This is a genomic window from Mycobacterium sp. NGS22, from assembly GCF_059813095.1.
On the sequence record NZ_JCALDY010000005.1, the window covers coordinates 113901 to 130733 of the forward strand.

At 67.9% G+C, this 16833-nt stretch carries 12 protein-coding genes; 2 read left to right on the plus strand and 10 right to left on the minus strand.

Features of this window, described 5'->3' with window-relative positions; translation table 11 throughout:
• Positions 1-99: 99 nt before the first annotated feature.
• Entirely contained in the window at positions 100-2400 is a 2301-nt protein-coding gene (locus tag AC5Y47_RS06245) for an EspK C-terminal domain-containing protein (RefSeq protein WP_499943044.1), read from the plus strand.
• A gap of 91 nt (positions 2401-2491) precedes the next feature.
• Positions 2492-3289: a hypothetical protein gene (locus tag AC5Y47_RS06250; protein WP_499943045.1), complete on the plus strand. Its 798-nt coding sequence runs from the start codon at positions 2492-2494 to the stop codon at positions 3287-3289.
• A gap of 30 nt (positions 3290-3319) precedes the next feature.
• Here the strand turns inward: AC5Y47_RS06250 and eccD are convergent, their stop codons facing one another.
• From eccD to AC5Y47_RS06300, 10 genes are all read right to left on the minus strand, one after another.
• Complete coding sequence (gene eccD / locus AC5Y47_RS06255) at positions 3320-4855, minus strand: type VII secretion integral membrane protein EccD (RefSeq protein WP_499943046.1); 1536 nt, start codon at positions 4853-4855, stop codon at positions 3320-3322.
• A complete protein-coding gene (locus AC5Y47_RS06260) occupies positions 4852-6945 on the minus strand; it encodes a MinD/ParA family ATP-binding protein (RefSeq protein WP_499943047.1) in 2094 nt (697 codons plus the stop codon). Before AC5Y47_RS06260 ends, eccD begins: the two co-directional genes overlap by 4 nt.
• Before the next feature lie 116 nt (positions 6946-7061).
• Positions 7062-7349, minus strand: coding sequence for a WXG100 family type VII secretion target (locus AC5Y47_RS06265; protein ID WP_499943048.1), 288 nt, complete (start codon positions 7347-7349; stop codon positions 7062-7064).
• A 39-nt stretch (positions 7350-7388) separates the two neighbouring features.
• The gene (gene esxB, locus AC5Y47_RS06270; protein WP_036362402.1) at positions 7389-7691 is read right to left on the minus strand and encodes a type VII secretion system ESX-1 WXG100 family target CFP-10; all 303 of its coding nucleotides are present in this window, start codon (positions 7689-7691) and stop codon (positions 7389-7391) included.
• Positions 7692-7791: 100 nt separating this feature from the next.
• Positions 7792-8898: a PPE family protein gene (locus tag AC5Y47_RS06275; protein WP_499943049.1), complete on the minus strand. Its 1107-nt coding sequence runs from the start codon at positions 8896-8898 to the stop codon at positions 7792-7794.
• A gap of 203 nt (positions 8899-9101) precedes the next feature.
• Complete coding sequence (gene eccCb / locus AC5Y47_RS06280) at positions 9102-10856, minus strand: type VII secretion protein EccCb (protein WP_499943050.1); 1755 nt, start codon at positions 10854-10856, stop codon at positions 9102-9104.
• On the minus strand, positions 10853-13096 hold the full coding sequence (gene eccCa, locus AC5Y47_RS06285; RefSeq protein ID WP_499943051.1) for a type VII secretion protein EccCa: 2244 nt from the start codon (positions 13094-13096) through the stop codon (positions 10853-10855). The genes eccCb and eccCa overlap by 4 nt, the downstream gene beginning before the upstream one ends.
• Before the next feature lie 13 nt (positions 13097-13109).
• Complete coding sequence (gene eccB, locus AC5Y47_RS06290) at positions 13110-14555, minus strand: type VII secretion protein EccB (RefSeq protein ID WP_499943052.1); 1446 nt, start codon at positions 14553-14555, stop codon at positions 13110-13112.
• Positions 14556-14558: 3 nt separating this feature from the next.
• Positions 14559-16280 (minus strand): type VII secretion AAA-ATPase EccA, encoded by a 1722-nt coding sequence (gene eccA / locus AC5Y47_RS06295; RefSeq protein WP_499943053.1) that lies wholly within the window; start codon positions 16278-16280, stop codon positions 14559-14561.
• Positions 16277-16828 (minus strand): DUF2694 domain-containing protein, encoded by a 552-nt coding sequence (locus AC5Y47_RS06300; protein ID WP_499943054.1) that lies wholly within the window; start codon positions 16826-16828, stop codon positions 16277-16279. Before AC5Y47_RS06300 ends, eccA begins: the two co-directional genes overlap by 4 nt.
• Positions 16829-16833 lie beyond the last annotated feature (5 nt).

A 16833-nucleotide genomic window follows, 5' to 3' on the forward strand; every position in this document is an offset into this window, starting at 1 on the left:
GCGACAGCGACTCGGCGTGTCGCGCAGCGAGATTCACACTCGGCCGCGGAATTGCAGTGTGCGGCAAGCGTTTATCAATGATCTTTGAAAGAGACGGCAATGGGTATCCCGAGACCGATCGGTGAGTATGCCGGTCAGATGCTGAGTTCGGGTGGTTGGCCGGAATCCGACGAGGACACGTTCTACGACCGTGCGCAGGAATACAACCGGATGCTGCGCAAAGTGACCGACGTGATGGATGCCGCCCGCCGCCAACAGGTCGAGGTCTTCGACGGCGGCGTCTGGTCGGGCGGTGCCGCCAACGCCGCCAACGGTGCGCTCGGTACGAATCTGACCGAGATGAGCACGCTGCAGGATTACCTGGCCACCGTCATCACCTGGCATCAGCACATCGGCGGCTTGATCGTCGCGGCGAAATCCGAGATCGGCAATAACGTCGACGGCGCTCAGCGGGAAATACTCATCCTGGAAAACGATCAGGAGCTGGAGCCAGAAGCGCGCCAGGCGGCCATCAATGCGCTGGTGCGGGAGACGCAGCAGGCCAACTCCAGTCTGGTTGCCGAGGCGGCCGAGCAGGTGCTGGCATCCAAGGACTGGAAGCCGCCGCACAACGCTCTGCAGGACCTGCTGCACCAGGTGACGCCCCCTGCCCCGGACGTCCCGACGCTGGTGGTCCCGACGCCGAGCACGCCGACGCCCGTCGTCCCCTCGCCGACGCCCTTCGAGCCGACGCCGGCCAATCCGTACGATCCGGTCGCGCCGGGCCAGCCGGTCACGCCGATCACCCCGACGCCGTTCGAGCCGACGCCGGCCAACCCCTACGACCCGGTCGGGCCGGGAGTTCCGGTGACCCCGGTGATTCCGTCCGACCCGGGCTCGCCCGTCACCCCCATCAGCCCGGTTCCGCCGGTGGTCCCGGTCAATCCGAGTCAACCGGTCACCCCGATCACCCCGATCCCGGGCAAGCCGGCGACCCCGGTCACTCCGGTCCGGCCGGTCAACCCGTCTCCCGCGCCGAGTCCGTCACCCGCGCCGAGTCCGTCACCGACGCCGAGTCCCTCACCGGCGCCGATCAACCCGACGCCCCCGACGCCAGCACCCGTCGGCCCCTCGCCGGACCAGCCGTCGATGCCGGCGGATCCCGGTACCCCGTCGACCCCGGCCGCCCCCAGCACCGATCCCGCGCACGTCAAGCCGGCCGCCGCCATCGACGCACCGACGCACCCCGGTCAGTCCGGGAGTCCCTCGGGACCGTCGCACCGCGGGGACGACGCCTCGCCCGCGATGGCTCCCGCAGCGGCCACCGGTATGGCGGCCCCGGCTCGGGGTGCCTCGGCCGGGGTGGGTTCGGCGGCTGCCTCCGCCGGAGCAAGCCACACCACCGGGGCGTCCGCGGCGTCGGGCGCCGGGTCGCGTGCCGCTGGTGGGCGCGCGCCGCTGGGTGCGGCAGGCAGGGCACCGGCCGCGTCGACCCGTGCGGCTGCGGCGCGCACGTCGGCGCCGGCACGCCCCGCGCCGCCGGACCGCACGGACGAGGCGCAGAAGGACAACAAGGAGCCGACACACGACGTGACGGCATTGCCGTCGGTGCCCGTTTCGGCGGCCCGGGCCGCACGCGATGCGGTGGCCGCAGCCTCCGGCGCCCGCGGGGCCAAGAAGGATCCGCTGCGCCTGGCCCGCCGGGTCGCCGCCGCGCTGAACGCGCACGACAGCGGCGGCGACGACGACTACGGCTTCTTCTGGATCACCGCCGTCACCACCGACGGCGAGATCGTGGTGGCCAACAGCTACGGGCTGGCCTACATCCCCGAGGGCGTTCAGTTGCCGGCCAAAGTGTTCATGGCCAGCGCCGACCGCGCCGTCCCGGCCGACGAAAAAGCCCGCACCGCAACGTATCCGGTGCTGGCCGTGCAGAGATGGGCAGCGTTCCACGATCTCACGCTGCGGGCGGTGATCGGAACCGCCGAACAGTTGGCCAACTCCGATCCGGGCGTGGCCAAGATCATCCTGGAAGCCGACGACATTCCCGAGAGCGGCAAGATGATCGGCCGGCCCCGCCTCGAGGTCGTCGACCCGTCGGCGGCCGCGCAGCTGGCCGAGACCGACGACCTGCAGCTGGTGGGCGTATTGCCGCCGGCGCCGGCCGCTGAGAGCGCACCCGACGACGAGCGGCACATGTTCTGGTTCGAGCTGATGAAACCCATGACCAGCACCGCCACCGGTCGCGAGATCGCGCATCTGCGGGCGTTCCACGCTTACGCCAACCACTGCCAGGAGCTGGCCCTGCATCAGGCCTACGGGGCAGCGGATGCGCAAGCGCAGCGCCCGGCGGTCGAGGAGTTCCTGTACTGGCGGTCGGTCGCGGGTCTGCTCGACAGCGCGTTGTCGGCGACGCCCTGAACGTAAAGCCGGCAAACGAAATTGCCGCAATGGGGGCGGTGTCACCCGGGGTAAAATTTCCGAGTGGGAAACGTACAGAAGGGAAGCGGCGATGGCTGAACCGCTGGCCGTTGATCCCACCCGCCTGATCGCCGCGGCGAGCAAACTCGGCGAGCTCGTCTTCCCGGCCCCGCCCGCGCCGATCGCCGCGACGGGTACCGATGCGGTGTCAGCGGCGATCAACGCGACGATGCCGGGCATCGAGTCCCTGGTTTCCGACGGACTGCCCGGCGTCACCGCCGCGCTGAAGCGGACCGCCGGCAGCATGACCGCCGCCGCCGACATCTACATCAAAGCCGATCAGTCGCTGGGGCAGGCGATGGCGCAGTACGGGTTCGTCGGCGACGGTCAGTCGTTGGGCGCCAACGCCGCAACGGCAGCCATGACCGGGCCGGCGGGCGCGCTCGGTGCCCAGATGCTCGGCGGACCGTCTGGTGCGGCACAACAACTGCTGGGCGCGTCCGGGGGTACCGCGGCCGCCGCGGGGGTGGGCCAGCAGCTCGGTGCGGCGGTCGGTGCGCAGGCAGCAGCATTGGCCCCGCAACTGCAGGCGACCGTGCCGCAGCTGATCCAACTGGCGCCGCTGGCCCAACAGATGGCACCGATGGGTCAGCAGGTCGGGCAGAGCGTGCAGCAGGCCGCGTCGCAGGCTTCCCAAGGGTCGTCGTCGGCGCAGCTCGCCAGTGACACCAAGCCCGACGACGAGGACAAGAAGGACGACGAATCCCAAGACGCGGCGGACGGCCAGCCCGACGGAGCCGCCGCGGGGCAGACCACGCTGGTCAGTGCGCCGGTGGCGGGCGCGGCCGGAGGCGCGGCACCGTCGGGATCGGTCGCCGCACCGATCTGAGTTGCGTCCTGGCGTCACCCAGATTGCAAGTCAGAACCGCAGATTCCGCACCATGTCGTAGACGCCGGTGACCCAGAGCAACAGCGGAATGACGGACGCGACGACCGCTCCGTCGACCAGCTCCGAAATCCGTTTGGCCACCGGCGAAATGCGGCGCACCGGTGCCATCGCACCGATGATCACCAGGGCGACCACCGCCAGCGCCAGATACCCGCTCAGGATCAGCCACGCCCAGTGCGGGTACCACAGACTGAGCCGCGCGGCCAGCCCGGTCGGAATGGCGACGGAGGCCGCGAGCAAGGCCCACGCGCACCAGCGGTCCACGTAGAGCCGCGACCGGAACCCGCAGAGCACCGTCAGCAACGCCGCGATCACCAGTGTGTGGACGAAGAAGTGGCCGTGCGTCACGACCGCGATCGCGCCGACGGCCAGAATCAACGTGCCCGCCGTCACGAAGCCGACCAGCAGTTGCTTGGCCAGCTGACTTCGCTCGGTCAGTCGTACTGCCGAGGCGGGCACCGAGGCGATGATCGCCTGCCAGGTAGGTGTTTCGTCCTTGGTCGTCTCGTCGGCGGCGACCGGGTCGAGCAGTTCCTCGTTGTCGACGGTTTCGCCGGGCACCGGTATCGGCGGCAGCGCGATGCGGGCCACGGCCACAGTCAGTTTGGCCGCCGTGGTCACCACGAACAGGCCGAACGCAATCGCACCGGCCGACACCCAGCGCTGATAGCCGTACCCGTAGGCGATCGCGGCGCCGATCACCGCGATCGTGGTGATGACGGCGAACGACGCCAGCTCATGCCGCCGGCGGGGCCCGCCGCGGGCCACCAGCGTCAGCACCAAGACGGCCGCCGCGGCGGCGGCGAGTTGCGGGGCGCCGAGCGAACCCACCCCTCTGGGCAGCGGGACGGCGATGGCCGCGGCCGCCGCGATCACCGGTATCGCCGCGATCAACAGGCATTCGGAGAGCTGGGACTTGCGGTAGAAGCGGTTCGCCACGAACGAACCGGCCAGCACGGCGATGCCCACCAGGCCCAGCGCCAGGCTCCAGTACCAACTGCGCCCGGTCAGCCACCACGCGCGTAACGCGACCGCGGTCATCGGCACGGCCAGAAGCGGGATCGCCACCGCGACAAACCGATTCAGCGCCGTACGGTCGAACTCCGGCGATTCGTCCAGCACCGCAATCGCATCGATGACGTCCTCGACGAGCGGTCGGTACCGTTCGGTCCGGCTGGCGGAGACCAGGGTCAGCAAGGATCCGTCCACCACGCCGGCCTCGTCGAGCGACTGGTCGAGTTTCAGCGGCGGCGACCCGGGCCTCGCAAACGTCCACACCCCCTGCGCGGAGAAGTCGAACCCGGCCAGGATGTCGGGCGGCGTGTCCTCCAAAAGATCGGCCAGCACCGCGACGGTCTCGTCGATGTAGGCGGACATCGGTGTCGCCGCCGGCAACACCAGGTCGGTCATCCGCCGGCCGGTGAGAACCGTGACTCGCGTGGTCGCGGGTCGTGCGGGACCAGACCCCGCGGCGGTCGAACCGGTGGCAACAGCAGGTGCGCTCAACGACGTCCAGCCCTTTCGAAATCGTCGGACAGAGCCGCGGCCAGCTCGAGAACCCGGCGCTTGTATACCGGGCCGATCTGGTCGAGGCGAATCTCGGTCCCGGCGGCGATGTGCTTGTCCCACGGCAGCAGCACCACCCGGTCGGGTCGAACCAACTGTTGAAACTGTCGCACCAATTGCTTGTCCGGCACGTTGGTGTCCCCGACCGCGACGTGATTGATCACCACCACGACGCGATCGAGCAGATCTTGATAGCCGTTGTGCCGCAACCATTCCAGTGCGCTTTCGGCTTGTCGGGCGCTGTCCAGCGACACGTTGGTGACGATCACGATCGCCGACGCCGTCTCCAGCACACCGCGGGTAACCGGGTCGAACAGGCCGGGTCCGCAGTCGGCCAGGACCAGGTTGTAGAACTTCGACACCGTGTCGACGGCGAAGCGCAGGTCGTCTCCGCTGAGTCCGCGTGCGGCGGTGGTGTATTCGGCGGTCGGCAGAATCTCGAGGTTGTCCGCGTTCACGCTGGTGTGGGCGCGGACGTCGTTGTAGTGCGACACATTTCTGTCGGCCAACAGATCCACGATGGACGACGGCGATGTGCGTCCCGCCCGTTCGGCGAGATTCCCGCAACCGGGATCCGCGTCGAGCACCAGGATCCGATCGCCGCGCACCTGGGCCAGCATGGTGCCCAGCGTCACCGTCGTGGTCGTCTTGCCGACCCCGCCCTTCAGGCCCAGCATGCCGATTTGGTAAGAGCCCCGGGGCTTTCGGGCGACCCTGGCCCGGAGGTCGTGTTGGAGTTTCTCGTCGCGGGACAGGCCGAGATTGATCCGCGTGAGTTTGTAGACGACGCGGCGCCAACCTCGTTGCGGCACGGGTTTGACGGGCTTGACAGGCTTGACGGGCTTGCCGGGCGCCGGCGGCGGAGCGGTCGGAATGCCCGCCGTCGCCTCGGATGGCGGTGCGGCCGGCGGATGCGGTTGTGCGGCAACCGGTGTCGGCGCCGACGGCGGCATCGGGACCGGGATCGGTCCCGACGGGGCCCGACGCCGGCCAGGACGGTCGCCCGGCGGAGGCGGCGCGGGCGCATCTCCGGCTGGGCGGGCATCGGGCATCGGGACCCGGAAGTACGGGCCGGCCGTGGGATCGGGTGCACCGGATTCGGGGTCGGGCAGATAACGGTGTCCGCGTCGCGCCCGCCGCGACGGCTCCTCGGCTTCGGGCCGCTGTTCGGTCGGTGACGGCTGCTCGCCGCGGGGTGGTGGTTCGGTCGGCCGCGACGGCTGCTCGGGTTGGGGTCGTGGTTGGGTCGGCCGTGACGGCGGGCGTTGGTTACCGCCGAGCCGCACCCGAGGATTCGACCCCGCCGCAGGCCGCGACGACGGAGGCTTCGGTGGCTGCGGTACCACAGCGGGCGGCCGGTCGCGTGGTGCCGGGGCCACGTTCGACGCCGGACCGGGGTCCGCTCCGCGGGTTGCTCGCGGTGGTGGTTCGGTCACCATCGGGGGCGGAGCATCCTCCGAAACATGTTGCGGTTCGGGGGGTTTCGGTGACGGTCCGGGCGCCGCGGGCGGCGGTCCCGGCGGCCTGCCGATCGGCATGGGTGGTCGCGTCGGTGCTGGGCGCTCGGGCGCCGCCCTCGGGGGTTCGGCCGGTGACTCGAACACAGCTGGTTCGGCTGCCGGCGGCGCCTCAGACGGCGGCGCCTCAGACGGCGGGGCGACCGGCGGCTGGGGCGAGTACTGCGGGAGTTCGGGCGGCGGGGGCGGTGGTGGTCCACCGATCGGCATCGGCGGCAGCGGAGACCTGCTCCCCGCGGCCGGCGCGGCGGACGCTTGGGGGAGCTCCGCCGAGAAATCGGGCGGTGTCGGTGGCGGCTGGGGTGCGGGCACGCCGATCGGCCCGGGGGGTGCTGCGGGTGAGGAGGCCGGAGTAGGCGGCTGGGACCAGTCGATGGCCGGCGCGGCATCGCCGTTCGCTTTGGGCGACGACGAATAACCCGCATTGGGATCGAAGAAAGTTTGCCCCGTGTCGTCGTCGGGCGAATTGGAATCCTGGGCGGGCCGAAAGAGCTTGTCGTAGTCGGCCGGCATCAGAACCTCTCAGAAGTTCGTCAAAAGGACAAAGCACGAGAAGGGGCGAGATCCCCCGGATGGGTTGAACTCGCCCGATCTCGTGCTTCGGGATTCTACGCGTAAAGAAGCCTTTGTCAGGCGAACATTCCCGTCACGCTGCCCTCGGTCGACTGCATGGCCTGCCCGGCCTCGCTGATCGTCCGGGCCAGGTTCTGCAGCGAGTTGTTCAGCTCCTGTGCGGTGCTGTCCCACTTCTGCTGAACGCCCTGGTAGGCCTCCGAACCACTGCCGCCCCACGCCGCCGCAAGCTTGGTCAGCGACTGCTTGCCCTCGTCGAGCAGGGAGTGGATCGTGGTCACGTTTCCCTGAATGGTGCTGGCCGCGGCCTCGATGCCGGCGAAATTCCACTGCTGTTCCGTCATTTCGATTGCTCCGTTTCTTGGTGGTATTGGGGAATTGGATCAGAAGCCCATTTGCGAGGACAGCGCCTGCTGCTGCTCCTCGTCGGCACGCTGGTATTGGACGCCGGCCTGACGGATATTCGTCGAGATCTCGTCGAGTTCGGCCTTTTGCTTGTTGGCGGCTTCCTGGAAACGCACCACGGCGGCCTGGGCGGCCTGACCGGCGGCACCCTGCCACTGACCCTGCAATGACGCTGCGGTGGACTCGACCTGGTCGATCTGGGTCTTCAGATCACCCGAGATTCGCTCGAAGTTACCTGCCTCTTGCGCGAGGGCAGCGGCATCAGTCTTCATCTCTGCCATGCTGGACTACTTTCTCTCTTTCCATTCCTCGCCGTGGTTGGCAAGTCTTCCGGCCCGGTTTGGCCGGGAAGTCTGTTGTGGGCCTGAACGATCGAGACAATCACCAGTCGTCCTCGTCGTCCCACAGGTCTGGCTCGGCGTCTTCGGACTCTTCGGCAGCCGCGGTCGGGACGGCTAGGGCGGTCCGGGTGCCGCCGCCGGCCGCAGCGCCCTGGCCCATCGCACCGGCACCCACGGGCGCCGTGCCACCGGTAGCCGCTTCGCCGGCGGCCGCCGCGGGCATCATCGCGGGGCCGACGGGCTTGTCGATCAGTCCGGTCATCAACGGGGTGCGGGTCAATGTCCCACCCGCGCCCGGGAGTGCTTCCCCGCGTAGCAATCCCGAGCCAACGCTGGCACCCGAGCCACCAGCGAGGGGGTGGTTCGACAGAGGGCTGGCACCGAGCAAGCCCATCTGCGCCTCATCGTCAGCCAACCCGGGCCCGGTACCGCCCGAACTGCTGCCCATCTGACTGAACATCGAGGTCATCTGCTGCGCCGGTTGAGCGAGCTGCTGCATCGGGCCGCTCAGTTCGGCGGCCTGGCCGGCTGTCGCGGACAGCTGACCCGGCGTGACACTGCCGAGCTGAGTTGGCATGCCCAGCAACGGGTTTGACGCCATCGCGCTCTGGCTCATCCCCGGGTCGAGGATGGCCGTCATCGGCTCGATCTTCTCGAACATCGTGTTGGCCAGCGTCTCGGCCTGGTAGATGTCCATCGCCACGGCCGCCTGGGTCCACATGCGGACGAAGTAGTCGATCTCGTTGAAAGCGATCGGCACGGTGTTGATGCCGAAGAAGTTGGTTGCGGTCAGGATTGCGGTGGTGATGTGGTTCATCGCGATCTCGGGCAACGACGGTGTGGTCGCCATCGCCTGCTCGTAAGCGGCGGCTTGGGCGGTGGCCTGCAGGCCGCGCGTCTTGGCCTGCGTCGAGGCGGTCTGCAACCAGGTCACCATCGGCAGCGCCGACGCGATCGCTTTGTCGCTGCTGCCTCCGGTCCAGGCCTCGCCGAGAGAGTTGAGCCGCGCGGTCAGTTCGACCGCCTGAGCGTCCAGCGCCGCCGCCAGCGCCTGCCATCCCATGGCTGCCGCCAGCATCGGAGCCGCGCCCGCGCCGGCCATCAGCCGTGCGGTGTTCAGCTCCGGTGGCAGTGCGTGCCATAGCATGTGGACAATTCCCCTCTGGTCGCGCTTCATTCCTTATTGAAAGCGATATGAAGGCCATTGATTATGTCGCGATTATTGGCGCTCCGGCCCAAACTTCGTCGGTTATCGCCGGAATTCCTTAAGGCCCGATTATCAGGTGTTCTCCGAGCCCATTGAAGTGCGTTGCAATAATCCTAACCGGGGTTCGGGGGTGGTCCGAACACTTATTCTCCGACCTCGTCCGGGGGCTCGATGTAGGGCGCCTGGATCACCTCCTTCCCGTCGGGCGAGACGAGAAATGCCTGGCCAGGGGGCCGGCGCTTGACCTTGAACTCGCTGGATGGGAACTCCTGCTTCTCCCCGGAGAGGAACATCGTCGGTGCACCCGACCCGAACGCGGCGCCGACGAACTTGTCCATCGTGGCCTTGTACGCCTGACTCATCTGGCAGGTGACAATGATGTGCAACCCGATATCCGCCGCGGCCGGCAATAACGGCGCCAGCGGTGCCATTGGCGGCATGCCGCTGGCGGCCCCGACGATCATGTGCCAGTCGTCGACGAGTAACACGACATCGAATCCGCTCCACCATGATCGGGAACGTAATTGCGCGGTGGTCAGATCGGTCGGCGGCAGCCGCTTCTTGAGGTTCACCGCCAGCGCCTGAACCGCCTCGTCCAGGCTCGCGCTGTTGCGGTTGATCGCGCCGGCTTGCAGCAAGTGCGACTGCGGGACGGCGTCCAGCAGACCCGAGCGGTAGTCGGCCAGCATGAACCGCACCTGCTGTGGACTGTTGCGGGCACAGATGGCCCGCGCGATCGCGTGCGCGATGGTGGTCTTGCCCGACTTGGCCGCACCGAAGATCAGCAGATGCGGGTTAGTGTGCATGTGGCTGTAGGCGGGCGTGAGGTCCGCCTCGCGCAGCCCGATCGGGATCTCCCAACGGGTGCGGTAGTCCGCGTCGGGCCCGGGCGGGTTGGGGTCGAGTTCGTAGAGATGGATCCGTTCGGGCAGCACCCGCACCGGCGGGGCCTTCTCGGTGGTCTGGGACGCGATGTGATCGACCCCGACGGTGATCGCTTCGACGAGATTGTCGGTGCTGTGCACACCGTCGAACCGCGGTACCCCGATCATCAGATGGTGTTTTTCCATCGACACCGCGCGTCCGGGACGGTTGGCCGGGATCTCCCGGGTGATGCGGTCGATCTGGGTTTCGTTCACGTCGCCGAGCCGGAACTCGATCTTGGTGCCCAGATAGTCACGGACGCGTGATTTCAGTTCCGTCCACCTCGGCGTGGAGATGACGACGTGGACGCCGAACGCGAGGCCCTGCGCGGCCAGATCCTGTACCGCGGATTCGAGTTCGTTGAATTCGCTGACGAACCCGGGCCACCCGTCGATGATCAGGAACACGTCACCGTAGGGGTCGGCCGCGACGGGTTGGCTCGGGTCGTCGCGCAGTTGGCGGTACATCGCGATCGAGCCGACCCGGTTTTCTTTGAACAGCTGCTCCCGTTGCCGCATCACCGCCTGCATCTCGGCGACCACGCGGTAGACCTTGTCGGGTTCGGAGCGGTTCGCGATGCCGCCGACGTGCGGAAGATTCTCGAGATAGATCAGGCCACCGCCTCCGAGGTCGATGCAGTAGAACTGCACGTTGCGCGGTGAGTGGGTCGCGGCCGCCGACATCACCAAAGTCTGTAGCAGCGTGGACTTTCCGGTCTGGGGTGCGCCGCCGATGCCGATGTTGCCGCCCGCTCCGGACACGTCGACGCCCCACGTCTCCTGCAGATGCCGGCGCGGCTCATCCATGATCCCGAGGGCGAACCGCAACGGCTGGCGCCGGTCGCGGGCGATGAGTTCGTTCAGCGGTGTCGGATCGGCCAGCGGCGGCAGCCACATCTTGTAGGCGCGCGATTCGCCGGTGCCCAGCTGGTCGAGCACCACCTCGCGCAGCGCGCGCACTTCCGTTTCGGTCACGACGTCAGCACCTCCTCATCGACGACCGGCGCCGCGGTGAACTGCCGGATCCGCACCGACTGCTTGCCGACTTGCGCTCCGTCGCGCCCACTTTCGCCGTTGGTGTCCGCGCTGGCCGGCGGAATGTAGGGGGCGCCGATATAGAACGTGCTGAACTTCACCGGATCCTCCATGCCGACCCGCAGGAACCCGACGCCGCTCTCCTTGTTGGTGATGTACTGTGCCTCCGGCGTGCCGATGACCGCTTTGGACTCGTGAGAGCTGGTGGTGCGCAACGCAATTCGGTAGGTGAGGTTGGGTTCCAGCTTGTCGATCCGGACCCCGCCGGTTTGCAGCGACTGGGTGGCCAGCAGCAGATGCACCCGCAGCGACCGGCCCACCCGACAGATCCGGTCGAACAGGCCGATGAAGTCGGGGTGACTCTGCAGCAGCTCGGCGAACTCGTCCACCACCACGAAAAGCGTTGGCAGCGGCGCCAGATCGGCACCGCGCTCGCGGAACTTCTCGTACTCGGCGACCCCGGACAGCGCGCCGGCCGCACCGACCTGCATGCCAGCCTGCCGCAGGATGTTCTGGCGCCGGTCGAGCTCGCCGGTCAATACCTCGCCCATCCGGCTCACCAGCTCGGCTTCCTCAGCCATGTTGGTGACGACGGCGGCGGTGTGCGGGAGTTTCTCCATCCCGAGGAAGGTCGAACCGCCCTTGAAGTCGGTGAGCAGCAGGTTCACCTGGTCCGGGTGGGTCATGGCGACCAGCGACAGGATCAGGGTGCGCAGGAACTCCGATTTGCCCGAGCCGGTGGTGCCGATGAGCATGCCGTGCGGCCCGCCGCCGAACTCCGCGCCCTCCTTGATGTCCAGGTACATCACGTTGCCGGTCTTGAGTTCGTGCCCGAACGGGATCTTGAGCCGGTCCCGGTCGGTGTCGGTGTACATCCGCCAGCGGCTCGGCGTCACCTCCTCGACGCTCTTGGCGCCCACCAGTTGATGCCACTCGCTGGCCACCTTCTTCTGCACGCGCTGAGTCCGGTCCAGGATGGTCCCGGTGATGGACCAGCCGGCCAGCTTTCGGGCCACCCGGTTGGCCTCGGCGGGCGACATGCCGTCGGCCGCCGACACCACCAGTCGGAATTGCTGTCCGGGCAGCCGGTCGTCGGCCTTGCCGTCCTCGTCGACCCGGATCCGGTAGGACGAGCCGCGGTGATTGCCCAGCGTGATCACCGTGACCCCGGCCCGGCCGTCGGGCGGGAACCCCGCCTTGCCGCCGGTGAGGTCGACGACGACGACGTAGGGCCCGGTGGGCAGGGCGTCCGGCGCATGCGGTCCACGCGCGGCCAGATCGGCCAGACCGTCGGGGCGGGTGTAGATCATCCGGACCGGGCCGGCGGCGTCGGTCTCGGTCTGGTGCGCAACGTGCGGCAGCCACTTCAGCCAGGACCAGTCGGGATCGTCGGGATCCTCGGTGAGGACCCGGATCTGCAGCAGGTCCGGCGGATGGAACACCGCCAGATGGCAGATCATCGCGGCCAGCAGCCGATCGGCACCGGGCCGGTGACCGCCGAGGGCGATCGTCGGAAAGGTGCGCAGCTGCAACAGTTTCGGACAGTCGTGGATCAGGCCGTGGGTGCGCAGGAACTTCACCACCCACATGTGGCTGACCGGCTCCAGGTACGGCTGAGGTGCCGCGGTCGCCGCCGCCAATTCGCCGCCGACGGCCGGCTTCAGCAACCGGTCCACCGCGGGCTGGTCGCCGATCCCGATGCGGGTGGCGGCGTAGAAGTCGCTGTTGGCCGGACGCGACCACTGTCGTTGCGTCCCGACGATCGAGAGCAGATCCTCGGGATGCGGTGCGTGATAGGAGAAGAACGCCACCTGCGAGCTGGCCGACGCGGTGACCCGGCTGCGCAGCCCGGCCAGATAACGCAGGTACTCCTTGCGGTCGGCGTTGATCTCGGGCACCTTCTTGCCGCCTCCGCCGGTGCCGCCGGCCATACCGCCGACCATCATCATGATCATCATCAGCGGCATCATCAGCATGTAGGGCGACAACTGCTTGGTGCCGCCGGCCAGCATGATCGCGATCATGCCGACCATGCAGCCGCCCATCACATACGGAAGTGCCTTCTGCACACCGGATGGCGGGATGTCGATACCGAGGTCGTCGGGAGGGGTCAGGCTGATCTCGCCGGGCGTCAGGCGGGGGCCTCGGGTGATGGTCGGGGTGAACTTCTTCGTCGTCATCGTTCTTCCACTGTCACGAGGGCGCTCCCGGGGTGCCGGCTGGAACTTTGCGGGGTGTCGGGTCCGCGGGCAGCGTCTCGTGCTCGAGCATCGCGGCATCCTTGGACAGCACCGGACCGTCGACCAGCAGCCGAATGACTTCCCAGGGCGCGGTTTTCGGCGAACCGAGGCCCAGCGCCTTGGCCGAGTCGGCGTTCGGCACCCCGTATCGCACCCCTTCGGGGTCGATGTAATACATGGATTCGCCGTACCGCGGATCCGGCGACTGGAGCCGGACGAACTTGCCGCCGTCGATGTAAATGGTTGCCGTGCCCTGGATCTGCTTGATGCCGGTGTTCATCAGGTTCGGTGCTATCGGCAGATGCCGGCCCGACAGCACCGCCTGCTTGGGGGCCTGGTCACCGGTGGCGCGCTCCCACGTCCAGCACAGCGTGGGCTCGTCGGGCCGGGACAGGATCTTGAGCTGTTCGTTGGGCAACGGCGAGGGGTACACCTGCTCGGGGATCTTGACCACGACGCTGGGGACCACGGCCGGCGGTTCGACCAGTCCGTGGGATTGGCTGGCGCGTAGCGCGGATGCGGTGGTGGAGTTCACCCGCGCGATGCCGTCGGGCAGCACCACGTAATACTGCGGACCCTTCTCGGCGCGGATCTGGAACACCGCACCGATCACCAGCTCGTCGGGCAGCCCGAGGGTGTTGGGGGCGCCGGCACCCGGTATCGGCGGCAACTGCCAGGCGCCTTGGCTGGGCAGCGCATTGAACATGCCCTCGGAAATCGGGACGGCTTTGGCGGTGACCGGGATACCCATCGACGACGTCAGCGCACGGTCGTTGAGATCGATTGAGTGCCTGCCCTTTTCGGTGACAATCCACTGCTGGCCCTGGTATGTGGCCAACAGCGCCTCGTTCGCGTCGACCGGGTCCACCGTGGGATCGATCTGCAGAGGCATGGCAATTATCGAGGTTTGTATCACCGGCGAGGCGCTGTCGGCGCGGGATACGGTGTCGCACAACGTCCAGACCGAGTCGTTGCCCCCGGACGTCGGCGTGGCGTAGGGGGCCCCGGGAATTCCGAGGGTCTGGCCCAGCGGCAGCCTGGTCAGTTCGGAGGACTTGACGGTGGCCGGGTTGGACGGATTGCCCAGCACGAGCCGCGCCGAAGTCAAGTTGTAGACCGGGTGCAGCTGGCCCGAGACGATCACATACAGCTCGTTGGTCGCCCGGTCGGTGAGAAGGGTTGTGCCGCCTAACTTCCCCTGGGGTTTGAAGTAGGCGAGCAGAACTGCACCCACCAGGACCACGACGGCGATGACGACACCGAGCCAGACCGACCGGCTGTAGAACTGCAAGGGATCGTCGAACATGCGGGTGTCTCGCCGCACGATCGCGTGCTCGACGCGGCGGAGCAGGAAGCGCCAGCCGCTGACCTGAACCTTGGTGGTCAGGCGTAGCCCCATGGGTCACTCTCTCATGTTGAGGTGGGCATGGACCGTGGCGATCGCCTCGGCCATGTCCGCGCTGTCGATCTCTTGTAGTCGGTCCACATCCAGGGCCTCGATGTCAAGACCCTGCGCCAGCCGCATGTCGCGGCACTGCTCGGCGGCTTCCACCAGTTGCCGCGCGTAGCGGCCGTTGCCGGCGATGTCGAGGGCCGGGCGGCCGCGCAACGTGCGATCGTGCAACACCTTGGCCGCCTCCACGAACGCATCGGCCGCCTCGGGGCTCAGTGTCGAGTCATTGCCCGCGGCAATGACTTTCGCGATCTCGAGAAGTTCTTCGGGTGAGTAGGTGTCGAACTCGATGCGGGTCGCGAAGCGCGACCGCAGGCCCTCGTTGGTTTCCAGTAGCCGGTCGATGTCGTTGCTGTATCCGGCGATGATCACCACCAGCCGGTCCCGGTCGTTCTCCATCCGGGCCAGCAGGGTGTCCAGCGCCTCCTGGCCGAACGGGTCGGTGCGGCCGTCCCGTTCCTGCACCAGCGCATAGGCCTCGTCGATGAACAGCACACCGCCCAGGGCGTGGTCGATGGTCTTGGTGGTCTTGACCGCCGACTGGCCCTCGTACTCGGCGACGAAGTCCTTGCGGGAGGTCTCGACGAGCTTGGGTTCGCCGATCACCCCGAGTCCGGCCAGCATGTTCGCCACCACCCGGGCGATGGTCGTCTTGCCGGTGCCGGGTGGGCCGGTGAAGATCATGTGCTTGCTCGGCTGGGCCACCTTCATGCCCTTGGCGGCGCGCACCCGCGCCATCAGGGTCGCCGCCCGATAGCGCTCGATCTGCATCTTGACCCGGGTCAACCCGATCTGGCGGTCCAGTTCGGCCTGCGCGTCGGCCAACAACGCCTCGCGTCCGGAGTTGTCGGTCACCACACTGCCCGCATCCCACGGGTCGGCGCGCGAGGCGATCTGCTCGGCCGTCGTCGTCTTCAGCCGGTAGGTCGGATCTTTCAGTGCCGCCGACACTTTCGGGTCCGGGTGGGTGGTCTGCAGCCATTCCAGCAGCGCCACCGCGGCGTCCTCGTTGCCCTGGCTGCGCCGCGCCATCGCAAGGAACCAGGCGATGGCGCGTGCGCAGGCCTCACCGGCCGGGGAGTCGTTGGCTTCGGTCAGCCGGCGTTCGGCTTCGGTGAACAAACCGAGATTGGCCGCCGCCACGCCGTGTGCCACACCGGCGGCCCCGGCCAAAAACTTGTCCGGCCACTTTCCCGCGCCTTTGACTTCGTCGATCACGTCGGTCCATCGTTCGGCCGCGCCGTAGATCACCGCTCTGAGCCAGGCCACCAGATGCTCGGACCCGGCGACGGCGCCGGCGTCGATCGCTTCCAGCGCGTCGGCGTAATTGCCTTGCGCCGCTTCGGATGCGGCGAAACCCATGGTGACCGCGAGGGGCGAGGTGACCGGATAGGTGATGTCGCCGTACAACCCGCCGATGGGGACCCGGGCGTTGAGCGCACTCATCGAAATCTGTGCCGCCCCGGACAGTTGCCCGAAATTACGCCGCGAATACCAGGATCGGAACAGCGTCACCCGATCCGTGTCACCACACCGGACCCGACCCACCCAGGCATCGCACGCGGACTCGTCGTAATTGGTGATCTCGGTGAACAAGTCCAGAGACCGTGCCTCCGACAACGGCAGCATGCCGACGGCACTGTCGAACAGACCGGCCAGGCGATCAGTCATCGATCACCGTTGTACCGGGCCGTGTAGTCCACGTCGTAACGGGAGGCGAACACCTGCTCTTCGTACGCGGCGGCCTCTTCCGGCGTCGGCAGATTCAGTGTGGCGCCGACGAACTCGTGCAGCAGCGCATTCTGTTGCGCACCGTCGCCGGTCATCTCACCCATGTTCTCGACCATGAAGGTGTGCTGTGCGGCCCGCGCTTTCTGCCGGGCCAGGTCGGCGATGACGAAAATCTCTTCGGCCAAACCGGATTCGGTCATGCTCGATGCCTTGTCGGTCACCGTGACCTGCTGGACGCGGCCGTCCATCAACGCCGTCACCGACACCGACCCCTGCGGGTTGGTCACGGTGAACAGCGCCAGCTCCGGCTCGTCCTCGTGCTCGGTCAGCCCGCTGAGCGCGTCGAGGTCCGTTCCGGAGTCCCCGGATCCGGAGGGCGGCGCGTACTCTTCGAACGCCTCGAGTGAGGACTCTTCGACGGCGCTGCCGCCGGAGAAGTCCAGCGCGCCGAGATCGTTGTTGTCGTAGTCATTCCCGGGCAGGTCCACGGTGG

Coding starts and splice junctions, on each gene's coding strand:
- AC5Y47_RS06245 (WP_499943044.1), top strand. CDS start 100: ATGGGTATCCCGAGACCGATCGGTGAGTATGCCGGTCAGATGCTGAGT.
- AC5Y47_RS06250 (WP_499943045.1), top strand. CDS start 2,492: ATGGCTGAACCGCTGGCCGTTGATCCCACCCGCCTGATCGCCGCGGCG.
- AC5Y47_RS06260 (WP_499943047.1), bottom strand. CDS start 6,945: ATGCCGGCCGACTACGACAAGCTCTTTCGGCCCGCCCAGGATTCCAAT.
- AC5Y47_RS06265 (WP_499943048.1), bottom strand. CDS start 7,349: ATGACGGAACAGCAGTGGAATTTCGCCGGCATCGAGGCCGCGGCCAGC.
- esxB (WP_036362402.1), bottom strand. CDS start 7,691: ATGGCAGAGATGAAGACTGATGCCGCTGCCCTCGCGCAAGAGGCAGGT.
- AC5Y47_RS06275 (WP_499943049.1), bottom strand. CDS start 8,898: ATGCTATGGCACGCACTGCCACCGGAGCTGAACACCGCACGGCTGATG.
- eccCa (WP_499943051.1), bottom strand. CDS start 13,096: ATGACGACGAAGAAGTTCACCCCGACCATCACCCGAGGCCCCCGCCTG.
- eccB (WP_499943052.1), bottom strand. CDS start 14,555: ATGGGGCTACGCCTGACCACCAAGGTTCAGGTCAGCGGCTGGCGCTTC.
- eccA (WP_499943053.1), bottom strand. CDS start 16,280: ATGACTGATCGCCTGGCCGGTCTGTTCGACAGTGCCGTCGGCATGCTG.